At 32.8% G+C, this 19,037-nt stretch carries 12 protein-coding genes and 3 pseudogenes; 2 read left to right on the top strand and 13 right to left on the bottom strand.

What is annotated here, in order from left to right; translation table 11 throughout:
* Window positions 1-211: 211 nt before the first annotated feature.
* From QNH43_RS09855 to QNH43_RS09805, 12 genes and pseudogenes are all read right to left on the bottom strand, one after another.
* Window positions 212-1,414, bottom strand: coding sequence for an IS110 family RNA-guided transposase (locus QNH43_RS09855; protein WP_283914941.1), 1,203 nt, complete (start codon window positions 1,412-1,414; stop codon window positions 212-214).
* Between the two features lie 1,185 nt (window positions 1,415-2,599).
* Window positions 2,600-2,881, bottom strand: a pseudogene (locus QNH43_RS09850) (transposase); the annotation flags it as partial.
* A gap of 126 nt (window positions 2,882-3,007) precedes the next feature.
* Complete coding sequence (locus QNH43_RS09845; protein ID WP_283917676.1) at window positions 3,008-3,673, bottom strand: cyclase family protein; 666 nt, start codon at window positions 3,671-3,673, stop codon at window positions 3,008-3,010.
* A 717-nt stretch (window positions 3,674-4,390) separates the two neighbouring features.
* Window positions 4,391-4,555 (bottom strand): DUF2087 domain-containing protein, encoded by a 165-nt coding sequence (locus QNH43_RS27770; RefSeq protein ID WP_434060193.1) that lies wholly within the window; start codon window positions 4,553-4,555, stop codon window positions 4,391-4,393.
* A gap of 165 nt (window positions 4,556-4,720) precedes the next feature.
* A complete protein-coding gene (locus tag QNH43_RS09840) occupies window positions 4,721-5,506 on the bottom strand; it encodes a tyrosine-protein phosphatase (protein ID WP_283917675.1) in 786 nt (261 codons plus the stop codon).
* 29 nt (window positions 5,507-5,535) lie between these two features.
* The gene (locus QNH43_RS09835; RefSeq protein ID WP_283917674.1) at window positions 5,536-5,688 is read right to left on the bottom strand and encodes a hypothetical protein; all 153 of its coding nucleotides are present in this window, start codon (window positions 5,686-5,688) and stop codon (window positions 5,536-5,538) included.
* 293 nt (window positions 5,689-5,981) lie between these two features.
* Window positions 5,982-6,674: a 4'-phosphopantetheinyl transferase family protein gene (locus QNH43_RS09830; protein WP_283918329.1), complete on the bottom strand. Its 693-nt coding sequence runs from the start codon at window positions 6,672-6,674 to the stop codon at window positions 5,982-5,984.
* Between the two features lie 99 nt (window positions 6,675-6,773).
* On the bottom strand, window positions 6,774-10,226 hold the full coding sequence (locus QNH43_RS09825) for a type I polyketide synthase (protein WP_283917673.1): 3,453 nt from the start codon (window positions 10,224-10,226) through the stop codon (window positions 6,774-6,776).
* Between the two features lie 29 nt (window positions 10,227-10,255).
* Window positions 10,256-13,492: an amino acid adenylation domain-containing protein gene (locus QNH43_RS09820; RefSeq protein ID WP_283917672.1), complete on the bottom strand. Its 3,237-nt coding sequence runs from the start codon at window positions 13,490-13,492 to the stop codon at window positions 10,256-10,258.
* Window positions 13,493-13,615: 123 nt separating this feature from the next.
* Window positions 13,616-14,815 carry an FAD-dependent oxidoreductase gene (locus tag QNH43_RS09815; RefSeq protein ID WP_283917671.1) on the bottom strand — a complete coding sequence of 400 codons (1,200 nt, stop codon included), beginning with the start codon at window positions 14,813-14,815 and terminating at the stop codon, window positions 13,616-13,618.
* Window positions 14,816-14,834: 19 nt separating this feature from the next.
* Window positions 14,835-15,182: a DoxX family protein gene (locus QNH43_RS09810; RefSeq protein ID WP_283917670.1), complete on the bottom strand. Its 348-nt coding sequence runs from the start codon at window positions 15,180-15,182 to the stop codon at window positions 14,835-14,837.
* Window positions 15,183-15,293: 111 nt separating this feature from the next.
* Complete coding sequence (locus QNH43_RS09805) at window positions 15,294-15,878, bottom strand: TetR/AcrR family transcriptional regulator (RefSeq protein WP_283917669.1); 585 nt, start codon at window positions 15,876-15,878, stop codon at window positions 15,294-15,296.
* 213 nt (window positions 15,879-16,091) lie between these two features.
* Between QNH43_RS09805 and QNH43_RS27765 the strand changes: the two are divergent.
* A pseudogene (locus QNH43_RS27765) lies at window positions 16,092-16,247 on the top strand (hypothetical protein); the annotation flags it as partial.
* An 852-nt stretch (window positions 16,248-17,099) separates the two neighbouring features.
* Here QNH43_RS27765 and QNH43_RS09800 read toward each other — a convergent pair.
* Window positions 17,100-17,687 (bottom strand): annotated as a pseudogene (locus tag QNH43_RS09800) (IS110 family transposase); the annotation flags it as partial.
* 820 nt (window positions 17,688-18,507) lie between these two features.
* Here QNH43_RS09800 and QNH43_RS09795 point away from each other — a divergent pair.
* Window positions 18,508-18,654 (top strand): sporulation histidine kinase inhibitor Sda, encoded by a 147-nt coding sequence (locus tag QNH43_RS09795; protein WP_283917668.1) that lies wholly within the window; start codon window positions 18,508-18,510, stop codon window positions 18,652-18,654.
* The last annotated feature ends 383 nt before the right edge of the window (window positions 18,655-19,037 follow it).

Below are 19,037 nucleotides of genomic sequence, written 5' to 3'. Positions count from 1 at the left end.
CAAAACATGCCCTTATACTATTTAATTGGATTATTGTTTTATAAAAAAGATTGATCATTTTTGTGTTCCTTATAAACTAAACCAGCTAATAGGATGTCAATATCTTTCTCTAATATTTTCATTTCCCTTATGATATACTATTTTTGGCCATGCCAAATAGCCCTCCAAAACCCTTTTGGAAGGATTTTTCTCTGTTTCACAAAACCGTTAATTAGGCTAAATCTAGGAACGTTTCTTTTCTGCTTAATATAGCATAAATCCAATGAAGTAACTTATTTATACAGGCAACGATTGACACTTTGGCAGGTTTTCCTTCTGATTTTTTCTTATCATAGAAGGCTTTAAGCTTTTTGTTCCTTGAACTTCTTATGCCGCATAGTACGGCAAGATACAGAGAGTGACGTAGTCTGCTCGAACCCCTTTTGGTAATACGATTAATGGTTGCCGTAAACTTACCCGATGAGTGAACACTTGGATCCACTCCAGCGAAGGCAACCAGTTTTTTCGGATGATTAAACCGATCGATTTCACCAATTTCTGAGATAATCGTGGCTGCGATTTTTTCTCCGATACCGGGAATCGATTGGATGATCTTATATTCTTCCATTTCATTTGCCAGGGCCACTATACGATCTTCCAAATCAGAAAGGTGTCCCTGGTAATGAAAAAGCAACTCAATATACATACGAAGATTGATTACGTGACTTTCATACACGTTTTTTTGAAATGGATTTCGAGATGCGGAATTCATTATTTTTTTTGCTTTTTCCCACGCCCATTCACCCGATCTGCTAGGACAGAACTCTATTACACTCTCTGCTAGTCTACTTTCTCCGGCCGTTAATACCGCCTCTGAAGTAGGATATTCCTTTAACATCAATAAAGAAACCTTCGAATATAGATCCCCAAAAACCTTCCGGTATTCAGGAAACACTTGATCTAAAATGGTGTGAAACTGAAGTTTAGCCTCCACATACATATTCGTTACGATTTCCTGTTGTCTGGACAAATTACGAAGGTCTAAAAGCTGAATTCCTCTAATTTTATGAGGTTCAAAATCCTCCTTGTAATACAGCACACACAACTGGTACGCATCGATAGCGTCTGTTTTTACCTTCCGTAAACTGGACTTCTTTGCCTGATAAGAAATAATCGGATTTAGTAAGATATATAGAATCCCTTGTTCCTCCAAGTATTGAATAACGGGAGAATGGTAATGCCCTGTAGATTCTAAAATGACCATAGGCATCTGCCCTGCCACCTCTTCAACTTCTTTTAGAAAGTCTAAAAATTGATCCAATTCCTCCTTGGTATGCTTCATTGAAAAGCTCTTCCCATACGGTTTAGATTGGTCTAAAAATGCCTGTACTTGGCTCTCTCCTTTTGCCACATCCAGACCAACAACTGGATTCATTGTTTTTTCCTCCTCTACTTACTAACCAGTACCCCTAGTCCTCCATGCAGTGTCATAGCTTCGCTTGTTATACGAGATCTACGTCCCAACCAGCCTCAAACATGTTTCTACAAGTAGGGGGCCGGACAGTTTAGTTCACGGGATCAAGTCCCACGCACCCGTACGTCCTACCCTGGCTACTGATATAATAGATTCTATTTAAAAAAGGTCAACCAGTAAAAACTGGCTAACCTTATAATACGAACGCACCCGTTAGCCATCCATGAATCGCAAAAATCGGCGATTCACCACAAAGAATGAAAATGTATTGAGTGCGTCCATGATGATTCTAAGGCTGGGAGAGGAAGGTCGATGAACTATGGTGCCTTAGAGCCCATCCGTTAGTCTGACTCCAACGACCACGGTGCACCACAAACTGTCGCTCCCTTACGGGAAGCACCTATGGTAGATTAATCCTAATTCTGATTGTTGCACCAGCCTCCAATTTCCAAGCCTAGAAAGGAAGATTTCAATGGATGTAATCATTGAAAGAGCATGTGGTTTGGATGTCCATAAGGACAGTATCACTGATAACCATCCTTTTCAATATACGAAGATTCCTCGAAATCTAACGACAAAGAACGCTCATAATCAAGCAACTAATAACACTCTCCTTGGACTTCTAAGTATTTTTATCCATATTACCACAATTTACCTTTATGTTTTGTGAAGTATTTAATAATACTTTTTTAAAATCTACCCGTTCAATAACCTTATTCCATTAAATGGCCCAATTGTTGAATAAAAATCAAATAGCACTCTTCAACTCCCTCAGTTTAATACGATTTTCTCACAAATACTCGCTTATTCGCAGAATTTCATCACCATTGAATTTAAGTTCACGGTTAAATGGAGTGATTTCAGGACATGAAGATTTCGTGAAGGCATAGTGAAATAAAGGAGTTGTACAACACTCCATATCCATATAATGCACATTCTCCACGCCGCCCCTGGAGGCTTTCCCTCCCATGTCTCAACGGGTCAATTGCCCTATCATTCCTTCGTTCAACCTTTCCATGAGGTGGATGTCGGTCATGCTGCCTCACAGGAGCTAAGCCCTCACGTTAGTTGCTTTGCCGACTAATCCGTGCTTCACTTTCAAATGAGAGTTAATTAAATGACCGTGTAACCTTAAATTCCGATGAGTTATGCGACTGTTTGATGAACTACAAATGCTGCCATATGAGGGATATCCTTTAACATCTTGTCTTCTTGAAACCTAAATTGTTTTTTACCTATTGAAAACAGAATTCGAATAAGCTTGTTACACAAGGCTATCAGAGATTGCATTTTCTTTAAGGGATTGTGAGAACGTGTTGTGTAATATATATGAAGAGCTTTAAAAGCCTTGTTCTTTGCCACCAGTATCATGGCTGCCCGGAATAAGAGAGCCCTCAATTTCTTTCGTCCCCGTTTAGTAATCTTGTTTAAATATTTTAATTTCATTAACAGGAATTATTAAAAGCAAAAACAAAATTCACGGATTAAGGATATCATTGATCTTCCCTGTGAATATAACAATAATATAAATGCCACTATGTCAAATAACTATAGTTAGTTTGAAACTTCTACAAAGGCTCTAACTGGAAAAGTTCCAAAGTCTTTGATTTTTGGAGCAACAGCATAAAATAAAAAGTTTTCAGTTGAAATTTCTTTTAAGTTGCATAAATGTTCAACGATTAGAATTTCTCGCCCTAATAAAGTTGTATGTACAGGACGATCTTTACCTGACGTATCATCTATATTTACAGAATCAATCCCAACTAAAGAAGCTCTTTTATCCACTAAATATTGTGCTGCTTTCTCAGTTAAATACGGATGATTTTCAAAGTATTGATCCGTATTCCAATATTGGTCCCAACCTGTGTGAATAAGAACAGCTTTTCCTTCCATAGCAAGGTCATAAAACACATCCTCATCAATCTCTTTTTTGTTTTCATCAATATGAACAATGATTCCTTCTAGACCAGCCATCTTATCAATTGATGTTTCCGATAGATCTTTTCCATTAACATACCTATGAAAAGGGACATCAATATAAGTTCCTGTATTAGACACCATTTCTATTTTTCCAATTTGAAATTCTGTACCTTCTTCGTAATGTTTTCGAGATTCTTCCCGACTTAAATAATCACAAATGATTGGGGCAGGAAGCCCTTTATAAGTTATAATGCCATCTTGAATGGTATGACTCAAATCAATATATTTTTGACTCTTCATACTAAATCCCCTCCTCTGTTCACATTAATAAAAACAACTTATATATGGGAATTTCATTATTTTTCTTTTTCTAAAGGTGTATACTTCATACAATCCTAATTAACATATTGTCAATCAAATAAAATTTTAAGTACAAATAATATGTCCTCTACTTTAACACCCAACCATATATAATTGCCCCAAAAGAGGACAAATATTCTATTGGGATGATAAAACGTGCGAGAATGAGACCTGCTGGCATTAACATAATAAAATACTTCAAGCTGAACTTACGTTGCCAGCCTAAAAATAATAAAGGAACAACGAGACTTAAATTTAAAATAGAACCTACTACCATTCCATTTAAATTAGGAGATGATGAATTGATTTGAAAAAAGGAATGATATAACAAGTAATTTGAACTTAACACAAAAAGCAATCCGAAAAGACATAATGTGGACGTTGCATTTTTCTTAAGAACCAAACGTTTCACCCCATTTTTAAGTTTTTTAATAGTATTTCATCTATATAATTAGTTGACATGTTACTAATTATTAAATAATTATTTTATCTAGAAAGCTCCTCAATAAAGGATTTTCTCATTGATTTAAAAGGAACATGAGGACCGTTGATTAACATGCTATCTTACTTTATTTCAGGTTAAACAGGTTTTAGCATAGTGATTTGGGGTTACTTGTTACGTATCCATACTTACCTTTATATAGCTATATTTTTTATTTAGGGGTCTACTACCCAATATCTTGTGCCTTCTTTATTTCTATTCAACAGTTTGTAATCTATTAAGTATCTTCTTATCATTACAAAGTCATCAAATATATCTTTTAATACCTCATTTACTTCCTTTTCAGTATAATATTTACCCTTTTGAAAATTTTCAGATATATATATACTAAGGTATTCATTCTTTTTTTGGTATCTGTTTTAGGCGTCCCCCCTCAAAATATTCATTTAATATTTTCTTTATTTCTTCTTCACTAATCCGGTAATTACTCATATCCATCATAACGCCTCCGTACGTTCTATATTCATAAGATATAGTTGATTCCATTATTCAATCAATAATTGCTTAAGGTTCTCTAAATTGCTTTGGGGAACCTTACAAGCCAGACGAAGGTAATTTTCAATGTCACCGTATTGCCCTATAATCTTGTTATACACTTCTTCTAAGTAATCACGTCTAACTTCTAAGATTGGTTTTATACGCTCTGAAGACATTTGGAACAAACTCATCCATTGAATAAACGTTTCTATCTTTTTCATACGTTTCGCAATTAATTGATTAGATAAAAGGTATTCATTTATCACCGTTTCATATGGCACCCCCACAAGTAATTGGATAAGGGCTGATATAAACCCAGTACGATCCTTCCCTCCGGTACAGTGAATGAGAGCAGGTAAACTTTTTTGATTTGAAAGAAACGTGATAACTTCATTGATTTCCTTATAACAACCAAATGCCATATGGTCATACATTTCTTTCATTATTTTTTCAAAATCAATGGTATTGGATTTACTAACTAGAAACTTAAAGAATTCAAGATGTGTAAACTCTCTGCTCTTATCATGAATTGATACGTTTAGTAGTTGAATTTCCTTTCCAGTCTGGATACGGCTGACTTTTGATTGTTGTTCCTGAAGCGTCCTTAAATCACAAATTGACTTTATATTTATTTGATGAAAACTTTCTACATCTTTTTGAGACAATCGAGACAGTTCATCTGAACGGAATAGGATACCGGTCTTCACGTGGCAACCATCTTTGGTTTTAAAGCCTCCAATGTCACGGAAATTATATAAATTTTCAAATTGGTATATGTTTTCTGCAGTTTTCATTCTCATTTCTCCATTATTATTTAGTCAGATTACCTTTTATTTTGTTTTACTTGAATGAAAGCTTTTATAAAAGGTTCAATTACGGCTAATACTTCTTCTTTATTTTCTAAATGCAAAGTATGACCTGCATTCTTTATCTTTTTATGTTGTAAATTAGGGGAAATCTCTAATGCTTTTTGCACATCTTTATCCCTAACTCCCCCCCCTAATTAGGGTTCAACGCGTTTTTACAAATAACGATTTAGTTTTGTTAATTAACATTTAACGTAATGATTAAGAATCCAAATAAAAAGCGGGGATGACTTCCCCACTTGTTTGACTAAAGACATAAATCTAAATACCGTTAAGACATAAAAGTCCATTTAAAGGAGTATTTATTTGCAATAATGATAGTCATTAATTTTTAATTTCTTCTAATAAAGAAATCATTTTTAATTAAACTGCTCATATTAATTTAGAAAATAATATTTTTTTGCTATATATTTCTGTAACACACAGCTGCTTTGTAATTAGTATCGAGATTTAACTCTTTTATTTCCCATGCTGTTAAGTGACCATTTTTAGCCTTTATCTCGATATTTAGATCTAATACATCGAATGATGTTAATGAATAGGATAAACCTTTGCCAATGGCCTTTACAAAGGCTTCTTTTCGAACCCATACTTCATAAAAAAACTCACATTGTTTTGAGTGTTCAAGAGTTAAAAAGGTCTGCTTTTCTCTTTCTGTAAAGATATAATCAATAACTGAAATAAAATTAAATAATTGCCTTACAAATTCAACATCAATCCCGATATCTTTCCCACTCCCTATTGCTATACAAAGATAATCGTGAGAGTGAGACAAGTTAAAAGATATCCCAGTTCGATGGATTTCATCAAGATATGGTTTACCATATGGGTTATATTTAAACATAATATTTTCAGGACAATCATTAATATATTTTCCTATAATCCATCTTAATAAACCGCGGCTTATGATATAACGAGATCGAGACTTCTGGTCAATGAATTGTTTTGCACGCTCTTTCTCTTCATTTAAAAGATATTCTTTTAATCTCCTCTTAATCCAATTAGGTTGAATTAAACTACCAAACCACACATCTAAACCAGGAATAACTTCCTTTTTTGTTAAAACTGATTCTAACTGTATTGATTGAATCTCCATACCCAATTTTTTCCTCCAATAAACATTTATCTCTCTGTAAAGAAAACTCACTAACTGGAGAACCTATAAAGGTAAAGTTTACACTTCCTTTTTTAACCTTTATACAAATACTAAAGAAAGGTTCTTTTCGATTTCGTCACATATAATTTGCAAATTATTGGGTATGTTAAAAATTGAATAATGGTCACCTGAAAGAGAAATAACATTTAGGTTACCATCAATGTAATTTTTCCATTCTTCTTTACTAATGTCTAATTCACCCAAATATTTCGTAAGATCATTAAGATCCGAACCTCGTTCTATTGCATCAAAGATCAATATACTTCCCATAAATTTGCTTTGAGGTTTATATTTTTGAAGTATTTGAATATTCATACACCATATTTCAAAAAATTGCTTCAAATCACTTACTGGAAATTCTTTTGGAATAACATTTAATTTACATAAAGACTCTATCATTTCATCTAGTGTTTGTTCTTGAAGCTGTTCTATCATCTTATTCCCCAAACTTTTCTTAGATCTAAATAATGTATTTACTAAAATCGGGAAAGATTTTACAAACTTTTCATTGTCTATGTTCTGACTATTATAAGTTGAAGGTACAAAACTATCGATCATAATTAGATCAGATACTTGTTCCCCTTGTTGTTGCAATTGCAAGGCCATTTCTAAGGCAAGGTTCCCTCCAAAAGAATAACCCCCAATAAGATACGGACCTTTAGGCTGAACTTTTCGAATCTCAGATATATAACGCTCTGCAAGTTGCTCCATACTTAAATTTGATGAATTCAACAACTCAACAGGAAACTGAATTCCATATAGCGTAGGGTGTTCATTTAAGTATTTAGCAAGCTGATTGTAAATCATTACAGTTCCACCTGAAGGGTGAATGAAAAATAGATTTCTTGGCTGCGTTCCATCTTTGATTTTCAATACAATTTGTTCCGAGTTCAGCTTGAAGAGATTTTGGCTCTGATGTAGAGTTTGTAGATGAGTGATTAAACTTTTTAAAGTCGAATGGGTCATAAACTCTTCCATCGATACATTTATATTTAATTTACTCTTTATATCCGCTATAATGTCAATTGCTGTAAGGGAGTCTCCATCAAGGTTTAGGAAAAAGTCATCATCTGGAAGAATACCTTCAATATCTAAACTTTTTTCCCATATATATGTGATTTGTTTTTCTAGTGAATCGTTTTGTTCTGACCCTATATTAATATTATTTGTCTTCGTTTCTTTTTCAAAATTGGAATCAATATCAATCCAAAACTTCTTTTTATCAAATGGATAAGTCGGTAAAGGTATGCGCCCTACTGCCTGATTATCATACAATAATGACCAATCAATTTCGGTGCCTAAAATCCACATTTTTCCCATTAGATCTAAAAAGGCAAATGCAGGAGAGCTTTCAGGATTCATAATTGGTATTGAAAACATGGTTACTTCTTTTTTAAAGAGATGTTCAGTAAATCCCTTAGGATCTGAAACGGAACATCTTTCGATCCAATGGCTATCCGGATTAGAAATAACAGCTTGAATATCTCTGCCACTAGAAGAAATCACTTTAATTCCCTTAGATGTTGAAATTACTTGTTGTCTATTAGCTAAGCCATACAATTTATTTAGTAAACTATCGATTACTTTATCTGTGCTCCAAATTCCTACAATAGACGCTGCGACAAAATCTGAAATCTGATCAGAACAGTTGATTTTTGTAGGATGAATTCCTAAATCAAGCAGTAATTTTGTAATTGAATGTAGACAAACAAATTGAAGAAGAATATCTTCACTTGAACAACGAAAATCCTCATGATCCGATTCTAATAGATTTTTTTTCAATGAACTTATATTTGACTTTGTTTCAATCTGTTGAATTAAGTCATCCACTTTTAAACGATAGGCGTTTAATTCATTATATAATTGAACATAGTATTTTCGATTAGCTGTTGCCGAAATGGAAAATGTATAAGGTTTTAAATTAGTTTCTGAAACTTGGTTCGTTTGTTCGCTTTGGTTACTTTTACATTCATCCAGTAACTCCTCTTTATCGTGACAAACCATGTATGTCCTAGCATCAAACACTTTACGTCCTACTGCTAGAGTATAAGCAATATCTGATAAAGTTTGATCGGGATGTGTTTTAATATGTTGTTGCAATTGATCAATCATTTGTTCTAATTTATTTTCAGTTTTAGCCGACAAAATGAGGATATGTGGCCCTACTTGAGTTTCTGGAATCCTTTCCGGTGCCTTCTGTAATATCGCATGAGCATTGGTTCCTCCCATTCCCAAAGAACTGACCCCTGCATAGACTAAAGGATTTTCTTTGTTTCTCCTTTGTAACGATTCGTTAACGTAAAATGGACTATTTTGAAAATCAATTTTCTTATTAGGAGTTTTATAATGAATACTTTTAGGAATTGTATTTTCCTTTAGAACCATAGTTGCTTTAATCACATTAGCTATTCCAGCAGCAGCATCCAAATGACCAATATTAGGCTTTACTGAACCAATTGCACAAAATTGTTTTTTTGTAGTAGAAAATGCGTCACTTAATGCTTTGATTTCAATTGGATCACCTAAAGAAGTTCCAGTGCCATGTGTTTCAATATATTCAATATCTTCTGGTGTAATACCAGCCATTTCAATTGCTTCATGGATTGCATTAGCTTGACCTGTTGGACTTGGAGCTGTGAATCCTATCTTTAATCTTCCATCATTATTAATGGCTGTACTTTTGATAACAGCATGTATTGTATCTCGGTCTTCCAAAGCTTTTTCAAGTGGTTTTAATAGGATGATACCACATCCATTTCCTTTCACTGTTCCAGTAGCCTCATCATCAAATGATCTACAATAACCATCTTTGGATAATGTTCCACCTTCTTTATACAAATATCCCGTTTGCTGTGGAACTGTTATGCTTACTCCACCAGCTAATGCTATTTCACATTCTCCATTAATTAAACTTTGACAAGCAACATGTACTGCTACTAAAGATGAAGAACATGCTGTTTGAATAGAAAGACTTGGTCCAGTTAAATTCAATTTATAAGATACTCGGGTACTCAGAAAATCTTTATCATTTCCAAGCATTACTGGATAACTTAAAATATCCTTTCCATATTCCTTACTTTGACATATATTACGGAGCAAGTAAGTACTTGGGCTCATACTACCATATACACCAATATTTCTCGGGTTGGCATTAGAAGGATACCCAGATACTTCTAATGCTTCCCATGCACATTCTAAAAATATTCTTTGCTGTGGATCTGTTAATTTAGCATCATTAGGTGTGAATTCAAAAAAGTCCGCATCAAAATATTCAATGTCTTCTAATACTACTCCCCTTTTCACATATTCATTTTTATTGTATGAATCTTTTTTCACCCCTGATTTTTCCAATTCATTTTCATTAAATGTATATCCTGATTCCTTCTCTGCAATAAGGTTATCCCAAAATTCACACGGCGTCTTTGCACCAGGAAATCTAGATGCCATACCAATAATGGCGATATCGGTAAACTCAACATTCAGTGTACTCATTATTGTACTCCCTCACTTAAAGATACTTTTTACTTGTTGTTTATTAACTTTCTTCTCATTAATGCTTCTTTTCTATTATTTAATTTTGGTACTTTCTCTTTTATTGGTGAAGGTTCTTCGAGTTGCTTTAAAAATGCTGCCAACGATAGTGGTGTTGTGTATTGAAATAAATCCACCATAGAAAAATCTTTGTATTTAGCCTTATCGTTCAACTTAAAATATACTTCTGTAATTAGTAAAGAGGTACCGCCAATATCAAAGAAATTATCATAATCATTCACATTATCTACTTTCAAAACTTCCTTCCAAATTGTCTTGATCTTTTCCTTAATTGACATATCTTCTAATGAATTACTAGATTCTTTAAGTAAAGGTGCAGGTAATGCTGCATAATCTATTTTCCCATTCACTGTCATTGGTTTGTAAGGTATCTCAAGAATAAGAGATGGCACCATATATTCTGGTAATTTGGTACGTAAATATAACTTCAAATCACTTTCATCAAGTTTATGTTCATTGTCCAAAACAACATAAGCGACTAGTCGAGTATCATTATTTTTAAAAGTATGAACAATTACGACACTATCTTTGCAAGCAGAATGTTGCTGTAAAGTGAACTCAATTTCTCCTAATTCAACACGGTAGCCTCTTAATTGAATTTGCCTATCTATCCGTTCAATAAATTCCAATGTACCATTCGGTAACATCTTCACTTCATCGCCAGTTCGATAAACATTTCCTTGATCCGAAATACCTTCTAAAAATCGTGTCTTTGTTAATTCTTCTCGGTTATAATAACCTTTTGAGACCCCCGATCCACCTATATACAATTCTCCTGGTATACCTATTGGCAAGTTTTCCATATATTGATTCTTCACAAATAATTCTACATCTGTTAAAGGATATCCAATAATACTACAATTAGGATTTTCTAAATCATTATGTTTAATTGGATAATATGTAGCTAGAATCGTTGTTTCTGTTGGTCCATATACATTGAATAACTGAGGTTGTTTATCTCCATAGATTTCTATCCAGGGTTTCAAAATATTAAAATGCAGAGTCTCTCCACCAAGGATGATATAACGTAACGATAATGGAGCTCTACCTTCTTGATTTTTAACGACCTCTATTAACTGGCTAAAAGCAGATGGAGTCATTTGTAAAACGGTTATCTTTTCATTTACCATTAGTTCAAACATTTTATCGGGAGCTTTTCGGCTTAGCTCATCGACAATCACTAGCTTTCCTCCAAATAAAAGTGATCCAAATATTTCCCATATAGAAGGATCAAATCCATAGGAATGGTATAAAAACCAACTATCATCTTCATTAAAACGAAAATCTTTTTCAACAGCCTTAAATGATCTTAAAACATTATAATGAGAAACCATTACACCCTTAGGTTTTCCAGTCGAACCGGATGTATAGATAATATAAGCTAGCTGCTCAGGATCTGAAACTACATCTGGACAAGATTTAGGCATGTCTACAATTTCAATTTCAAGTTCTTTCCAACAATAGAAATTTTCTTTATCTTGCATCTTATTTAGTAGATCATTATCAATTATGCATGGAGGAAAATTTAAATCTGATAAAATATATTCTAAGCGTTCAACAGGCATAATTGGATCGACTGGAACATAAGCTCTTCCAGATTTAAGAATCCCCAAAATAACTGCTACTAGGGATGGTGAACGCGGAAGCGAAACTGCGATGTTCGTCTCTTGTTTCGGAAATTTTTCATTAATTAAGTGAGCAATTTGATTAGATAATTCATCTAACTGTTGGTAAGTCCATTGCTCTTCCCCGTTCTTAATTGATACTTTTTTAGGGGACTTCAAAACTTGCTCTATAAACATATCGTGAAGTGTATGTGGTAGTGGAAAATGTTTATTAGCTTTAAACAAACTTTGAAGTGTATTATTCTCCTTTTCTTCTAACAATGGAATATCTGATATCTTTTTGTTATCTTCACTTAAAATAATTTTTATTAACGCTGTAAATATGTTTTCTAAATGGGCATCTTTTAAATAGGAGCCATATTGTATTTTTACTCTGTATATATCTTCTATTTTTTCTACACTTGAGCTTAACGGAAAGTTAAGATATTCTGAACGAATTGGTATATGTGTTACCTTGCAGTCCGTTATATCAAAGGCAAGTTTTTGTGTATAAAAAGTAAATAAAGTGTTAAATTTATCTGATACTTTATGAGGCTTCTCTGGAAGTATTTCTTTGATGTGAGATGAGATGTCAAAGTTTTGATATCTTATTAGAGACATTGTCTTTCGTTTTACAGCAAGACATAGGTCCTGAAAAGAATCATGTTCTTGAATATTAATACCTAGAGGTAAACTATTTACAAAATACCCAAATATTTTCTTGTTTTTCCTAGAACGATTGGCTAGTGGTATTCCAGTTACTATTTTATTTTTGCTAAAAAGCTTATGAACCATAATAAAATAAGTCGATAAGAAGAAACTAAAATCAGAAAGATTGTTCGTTTTAATATATGTACTAATTTTCTCTGATAAATCCGCTGGAAAATCAAAGTTCATCTCCTGACCTATTAATCTCCCATGTTTATCTCTTTTCTGTTCTAATTCTTCAATTTGAAGCGCTTCAAAATCTTTTAATTCTTCCTTAAAATATGATAAAGCTCGATGATTATGTTTAAGGAATTCTTCGTGATTTATTGTAAAATAAGCCTCTTCTTCTATCTCTTCTTTAAGTTCTATTTCTATTTCATCTAAGTCTTTTTTACTATTATAATAAAAAGAAAAGAGGTTGAATTTTTCAAAACCACTATACCCATCAAAAATAATATGAGGAAAGCACATTAAAAAATAACTTATATTTTCATTACTATAAAACACTTTAAATTTACTAAGCGGCCATTCATTTATATTAATAACAGCTTGAGAAACTTCATTGGTATACTGTATAACGTTCTCTTCCCATTGTTCTTTGGTTAATGAGCTAGAGAGGTGTTCTACATCTAATGTGATCGCACGTGTTGAATCATATACCTGGAAAGGTAAACCTTCTTGTTGTTCAAAGTGAACCTTAAAAACGCCAGCACTTCCATAAATCATTTTCCATATTTCTGTAAATCTTTCTAGGTTGATTCTTCCTTCAATTTTATAACAATAAGTTAAATTATAAGATGGATCATGAGGATAAAATTGATGGTGTGCAAAAAGCGTTTTTTGAACTGGTGTTAAGTGATATTTTTTTGTTGAATTCTGGTTTCCTTTTAACATAATTTTCTCCTTAATTTTAATAACTTATATGTATTTTTACTTTTTATAAGAAAAGTAAATGTTTATAGTCGTTTCTCTTTTGTTTAAATGAATAATAGTTTTATAACTTATAAGGATCGAAAATCATTGAACTCGAACACGTTTGAATCCAGATGTTACAAGAATAACAATTAGCTTTCGCAGAAAATTAAATCGCTTAACTAGTTTAAAACCAATAGAAGAGTTTTTATCTTTAAGTATTGGGTCAATTATTTGTTTTTGCATAACACCTTGATAAGCTTGAATTATTTTTGTAGGTAATTCTCGTTGTTTTTGAACTCTAGCTAGATCTTTCAGAGAAACATGACCAGACTTTAAAGGAGCTGAAAGCACATTTGCAACAACTACGGCATCCTGAATGGCATAGTTTATACCGACTGCACCAAGTGGCGACATTGTATGTGCTGCATCTCCGATAAATAGTAAATTTGGTAAATACCACTGTTTTAGTCTACTTGAAGAGGCAGATAAAACAGATAATTGATCCCAATTTTTTAAGGATGAAATTCGATCTGAAAATTCTGGTACAAGTTCATATAGTGCACGATGTAAATTTTCCATCCCTTTTATTCTAATCTCTTTAAACGAACCTTTTGGAATAAACATTCCAATTTGCCAATAATCTCCTCTATTTACACAAGCAAGCATATTTAACTGATTAGAATGATTAGAACGATTAAACATGTATTCTGGTTCAGTAGAATGACGTGGCAATCGAAACCAAATAATATCAATAGGTTTAGTTAATTCAGTCGGTGACACATTCGACAACTTACTAATAGTCGAATTACGACCATCGGCAGCTACTGTTAAAATTGATCTTATCTCATGAAATTCTCCATCTTTTTGTATTTTAACTCCATTTATTTTATTGTCTTCGTTCAATAACTCCACCACTTTTGCTCCCATAATACACTTGAAATGGTCATACTTAGTAGCTTCAGATACAATAAACTCTAAAAACTGTGACTGACTCATTGTAGTTAAATGTGGGAATTTCGAACGTAATGTTGTGAAATCAAGCACTATTGAACCATGTGGAGAATCTATCTTTGCTGAGTATATTTTAGTATGGGGAATTTCGAATAATTTATTAATTAACCCTAATTCATCAACTATTTCCATTATTGAAGAATGGAAAACCTCTCCACGGAAGCTTCTATTAAACGACTTGTGCTGTTCGATCAATGTTACTGGAATACCTTTTCGTGCCAACAGTAAAGCAAGCATAACCCCTCCAGGTCCACCACCAACTACGCAGCAAGATGTTGAATGACTTAACATAAAAACACATCCTCAATTTTTAATTATTGTAATAACGGACTATTAGAATAATACCTAATATTAAACAAATTGTTGAAGGGATAGCCGTAGTTAATGGTTGTTGAACCTTAAAAATATGCGTATAGATTGCACCAAGCATAAATACCATGACTATTGAACTACCTATGATTGCAAAACTACGATTCCAGAAACCAATAATAATTGCTATTGCAGCAATTATTTCCATAATTCCAGTAACCGTCATAAACCACATTGGATATTGGTACTCATTCCAATGTTCGACCTGAAATTTCAATCTCATTACTTTAATTATTCCACCTAAACCTATAAAAGCCGCCAAGATAATCTGTAAAATATTTATTATCATTTCCTAATTCACTCCCTAAATCATTTCAAATTTGTTGGATTTCTTCCCTACATCAACTTTGTAAAGGTTGAAAAAAAGATAACAAAAATGAAGGCTTGCTAAATATTCTTATTATTGATCAACTATGCCCTTTATCACCAAATTTACAACTTCCTCTGCTAATATTTTTGGATTACTTTTATTTTTCATTAAGCATGAAGTAATTAATTGTTCAATCATCCCGAAAATACAAACAGCTGTGATATCCATCGACAAATTTGAACGAAAATATCCGGATTGCTGTTCATACTTTAAATTGTTTGCTAATAATTCAATTATTTTTCCTTTAAAAGACTCTGAATCATGGGCAAGAATTAGACCGACTTTCGTTAAATCTGGATTATCTATAAAAAATTGAAATAATATTTCTATGGAAATTAAGATTCGTTGAGTAAGGTCTTCTTTTTCAATTTTTGGAGATAAACGTTGAGTTTCAATCAACATGTGTAACTTATTTCGAAAATCCATGACTAATTCATCAAAAATAGCATCTTTACTAGAAAAATAGAGATAAAACCCAGGCTGAGTTAGGTTTGCACGTTTAACAATGTCACTTACTTTTGTGTTATAAAATCCATGAGTAGCAAATTCATATGTTGCTGCTTCTTTAATACGTGCTTTAGTCTCTTTTCCTTTTAAACCTTTTTCTTTAACCATTTGAGCTCCCTTCATTGCTATTTTTATTACTTCAAAGTAATGTTACTCATTAATAACAATAACATATTATTGAAATATTGGAAAATAAAAATATTATTAACGTATTTTACCAAAATTAATTTTCACAAAATGTAGAATGTTATATGAAACTCTCTTTTCCTTAAATAGAGTGAATTTTGCCCGTTCTATACTGTTTGGCATCATTTTGGGTTAAGTTGGTCACCTTGTATTGGACTGACCCTTTCGTCTATCTTAATTCTGGCCAGCAAAAGCGGCATCTTAATAATAGGCATGATGCCTCTGCTCATCTATTCACTTGATCAGCATACCGTTTCTCCTTGCTGCGGTAGTATAGCCCCAGTCTCTTAATAAAATCTGAAAACTTAACAAATACCTACCTGTTATTCAGAAAGTTAACGGATGGATGATGGTCACATTAAGGATTGTCGTATTCATAAGAAATTTTAAGCTTATATCTACCTGCTTCCATCCTCATTCTAATCATCTCTATTATGCAAACAAACGAATTTCGTAAATGTAAAAAAGCCGATGGTTCCCTTAGTAAAGGGAAAATCGGCTTTTTTCTTTAAGCTTCTTCTAGTGTTTGATTAATTATCTCCTTTAGTCTTTTATCAATCAATGCAAGGGAGAAACTATATGATTTCTTCCTCTATTGCAAAAGTGTATGATTGATCGATAAATCGATTTTAAGGATAATTTGTTAACTAGAATGCATAAGTACTTTAATGTCATTTCATCAAAAATGTTAATATCACTTTACATTTTATTTGGCGCAGATGTAGCTTTGAAATAAAGATTGATCAAAAGGACCTCCTGAACCCCATATTAGTGAAAATAAAAAGAGTTCATTTTGAAAAAAATTAACAAAATGGATTCTTTTCTTTTGATTTAGTTTACGGTGTTTATAAAATAGTTTATTTATTTTTAGTGATCCTTAATGATACAGATAGGTAAGGGTTTGAAATTATCGCTCCCTTTTCCCCTGTCACACCGTAGGTGCGACTTTCACCGCATACGGCGTTCCAACTAATCCAATTTATTAAATTCTATGTATAAGATGAGCTTGTCTTCTTTTCAAAACCTTAGATTTTATGTCATTCCTGCATTGTTTACGAAATTCGTTTACCTTTTCTAACTGCTTTTTGTTCAATTCTAATGAGTTAAGCAGAGACTGGATTTTTACAATATCTTTTAGGTGTATAAGTTACTTTCTCCGGCTATAAATACCGCCTCTGAAGTAGGATATTTCTTTAACATCAATAAAGAAACCTTCGAATATAGATCCCCAAAAACCTTCCGGTATTCAGGATACACTTGATCTAAAATGGTGTGAAACTGAAGTTTAGCTTCCACATACATATTCGTTACGATTTCCTGTTGTCTGGACAAATTCCGAAGGTTTAAAAGCTGAATCCCTCTAATTTTATGAGGTTCACCTTTATAATACAGCACACACAACTGATACGCATCGATTGCGTCTGTTTTTACCTTTCGTAAACTGGTCTTCTTTGCCTGATAAGAAATAATCGGATTTAGTAAGATATATAGAACCCCTTGTTCCTCCAAGTATTGAATAACAGGAGTATGGTAATGCCCTGTAGATTCTAAAATGACCATAGGCATCTGCCCTGTCACCTCTTCAATCTCTTTTAAAAAGTCTAAAAAACAATCTAGTTCCTCTTTGATATGCTTCATTGAAAAGCTCTTTCCATACGGTATAGATTGATCTAAACATGCCTGAACTTGACTCTCTCCCTTTGCCACATCCAGACCAACAACTGGATTCATTGTTTTTCCCTCCTCTACTTACTAACCAGTACCCCTAGTCCTCCATGTAGTGTTATAGCTACGCTTGTTATACGAGATCTACGTCCCAACCAGCCTCAAACATGTTTCTACAAGTAGGGGGCGGACAGTTTAGTTCACGGGATCAAGTCCCACGCACCCGTACGTCCTACCCTGGCTACTGATATAATAGATTCTATTAAAAAAAGGTCAACCAGTAAAAACTGGCTAACCTTATAATACGAACCCACCTGTTAGTTTAAGTGTATTAAATCACAAACTTAGCTGGTTTTGTTTAATAAGAGATATGTGCTCAATACTAATTTTCATTTATTACAGGAATGCTGCCCCGTTAATTCAGTAAAAAAAGGTTACCGCAGCAACCCCTTATTGAAAGTAAATCCCCTTTAGTTGAATAGGAAAAAGCTACAACAATGAAAGCTACGACCTTCAAAAATAAACCACTTAATTGAAATCTACAGAACCGTCTATTAAACATCAAAATAAATTATTATTATAATTGGTGATTTTTAACTGTTTTGTAATGAATAGTATTATGTAAACTAGAAAAGTTCAATATATTGTGTTTAATGATGTAGGTTTATGTTGTTTAATGTAGATTGAAATATAGAATAAATATGAACCCTATTTGTTGCAAAAAAGTTTACTCTATATTTTAAGTTAGAGACTACCTTCGTAAATTATTAATTACTATAATTTATCTTATTTTTCTTGAGTTATTATATTATTATTTATCACTTAATATTAAATACATTTTATTGTATGTTTAAACGTGGTTTTAAAGAAATAGAAGAGGGAAGATATGAAAAAATTAAATGATCAACTATTGATAGACTCGTACCTTAAAGCAATTGAATTAGACTTAAATAAAAATTTTATCCTCGTTCTAGAAGAAGAATTGAAGAGAAGAGGTCTACCCCTTATCCTTCAAAAAGATAGGGGTAACTAATTAGTATTAGCTTGAAACTGTAATTCTTTGCTCTTCTTTTTTAACCCAAACTAATAATTCTTGTTCCTTATTAATCAATTCTCTTAATAAGACTTGTTCAAATTGTAAAACTAACTAACTCTCTAAGATTTAAATTTTTAGTGTCCAAATTATTGACTCAAATCCACTTTTAGAATTCATTAAATCTCTTACTTAAATTTCGATCTAAACTTTCATTTGTCCTTCATGAACTAAACTGCCAAGAAAAAGCTGCCTTAAAGACAGTTCCAATTAGGCTAAGACACCTGTTAGTTATTGCATATTAAATAAGGCCGCCCAAAAGGAAAGACTTGAAATTTATATGGAAATTAATTTTATCAGGTCATAATACAATACAATCTTAT

The sequence above is a fragment of the Peribacillus simplex genome (genome assembly GCF_030123325.1).
In the GTDB taxonomy this organism is placed as follows: domain Bacteria; phylum Bacillota; class Bacilli; order Bacillales; family DSM-1321; genus Peribacillus; species Peribacillus simplex_D.
The sequence above is the reverse complement of the archived record's forward strand: the minus strand, read 5'-3'. Positions and strand labels throughout refer to the sequence as shown.

Excerpts from the sequence above, each read along its gene's own strand:
- QNH43_RS09795 (WP_283917668.1), top strand. The coding sequence starts at position 18,508 with ATGAAAAAATTAAATGATCAACTATTGATAGACTCGTACCTTAAAGCA.
- QNH43_RS09840 (WP_283917675.1), bottom strand. The coding sequence starts at position 5,506 with ATGAAAACTGCAGAAAACATATACCAATTTGAAAATTTATATAATTTC.
- QNH43_RS09825 (WP_283917673.1), bottom strand. The coding sequence starts at position 10,226 with ATGAGTACACTGAATGTTGAGTTTACCGATATCGCCATTATTGGTATG.
- QNH43_RS09855 (WP_283914941.1), bottom strand. The coding sequence starts at position 1,414 with ATGAATCCAGTTGTTGGTCTGGATGTGGCAAAAGGAGAGAGCCAAGTA.
- QNH43_RS09845 (WP_283917676.1), bottom strand. The coding sequence starts at position 3,673 with ATGAAGAGTCAAAAATATATTGATTTGAGTCATACCATTCAAGATGGC.
- QNH43_RS09810 (WP_283917670.1), bottom strand. The coding sequence starts at position 15,182 with ATGATAATAAATATTTTACAGATTATCTTGGCGGCTTTTATAGGTTTA.
- QNH43_RS09805 (WP_283917669.1), bottom strand. The coding sequence starts at position 15,878 with ATGGTTAAAGAAAAAGGTTTAAAAGGAAAAGAGACTAAAGCACGTATT.
- QNH43_RS09815 (WP_283917671.1), bottom strand. The coding sequence starts at position 14,815 with ATGTTAAGTCATTCAACATCTTGCTGCGTAGTTGGTGGTGGACCTGGA.
- QNH43_RS09830 (WP_283918329.1), bottom strand. The coding sequence starts at position 6,674 with ATGGAGATTCAATCAATACAGTTAGAATCAGTTTTAACAAAAAAGGAA.
- QNH43_RS09820 (WP_283917672.1), bottom strand. The coding sequence starts at position 13,492 with ATGTTAAAAGGAAACCAGAATTCAACAAAAAAATATCACTTAACACCA.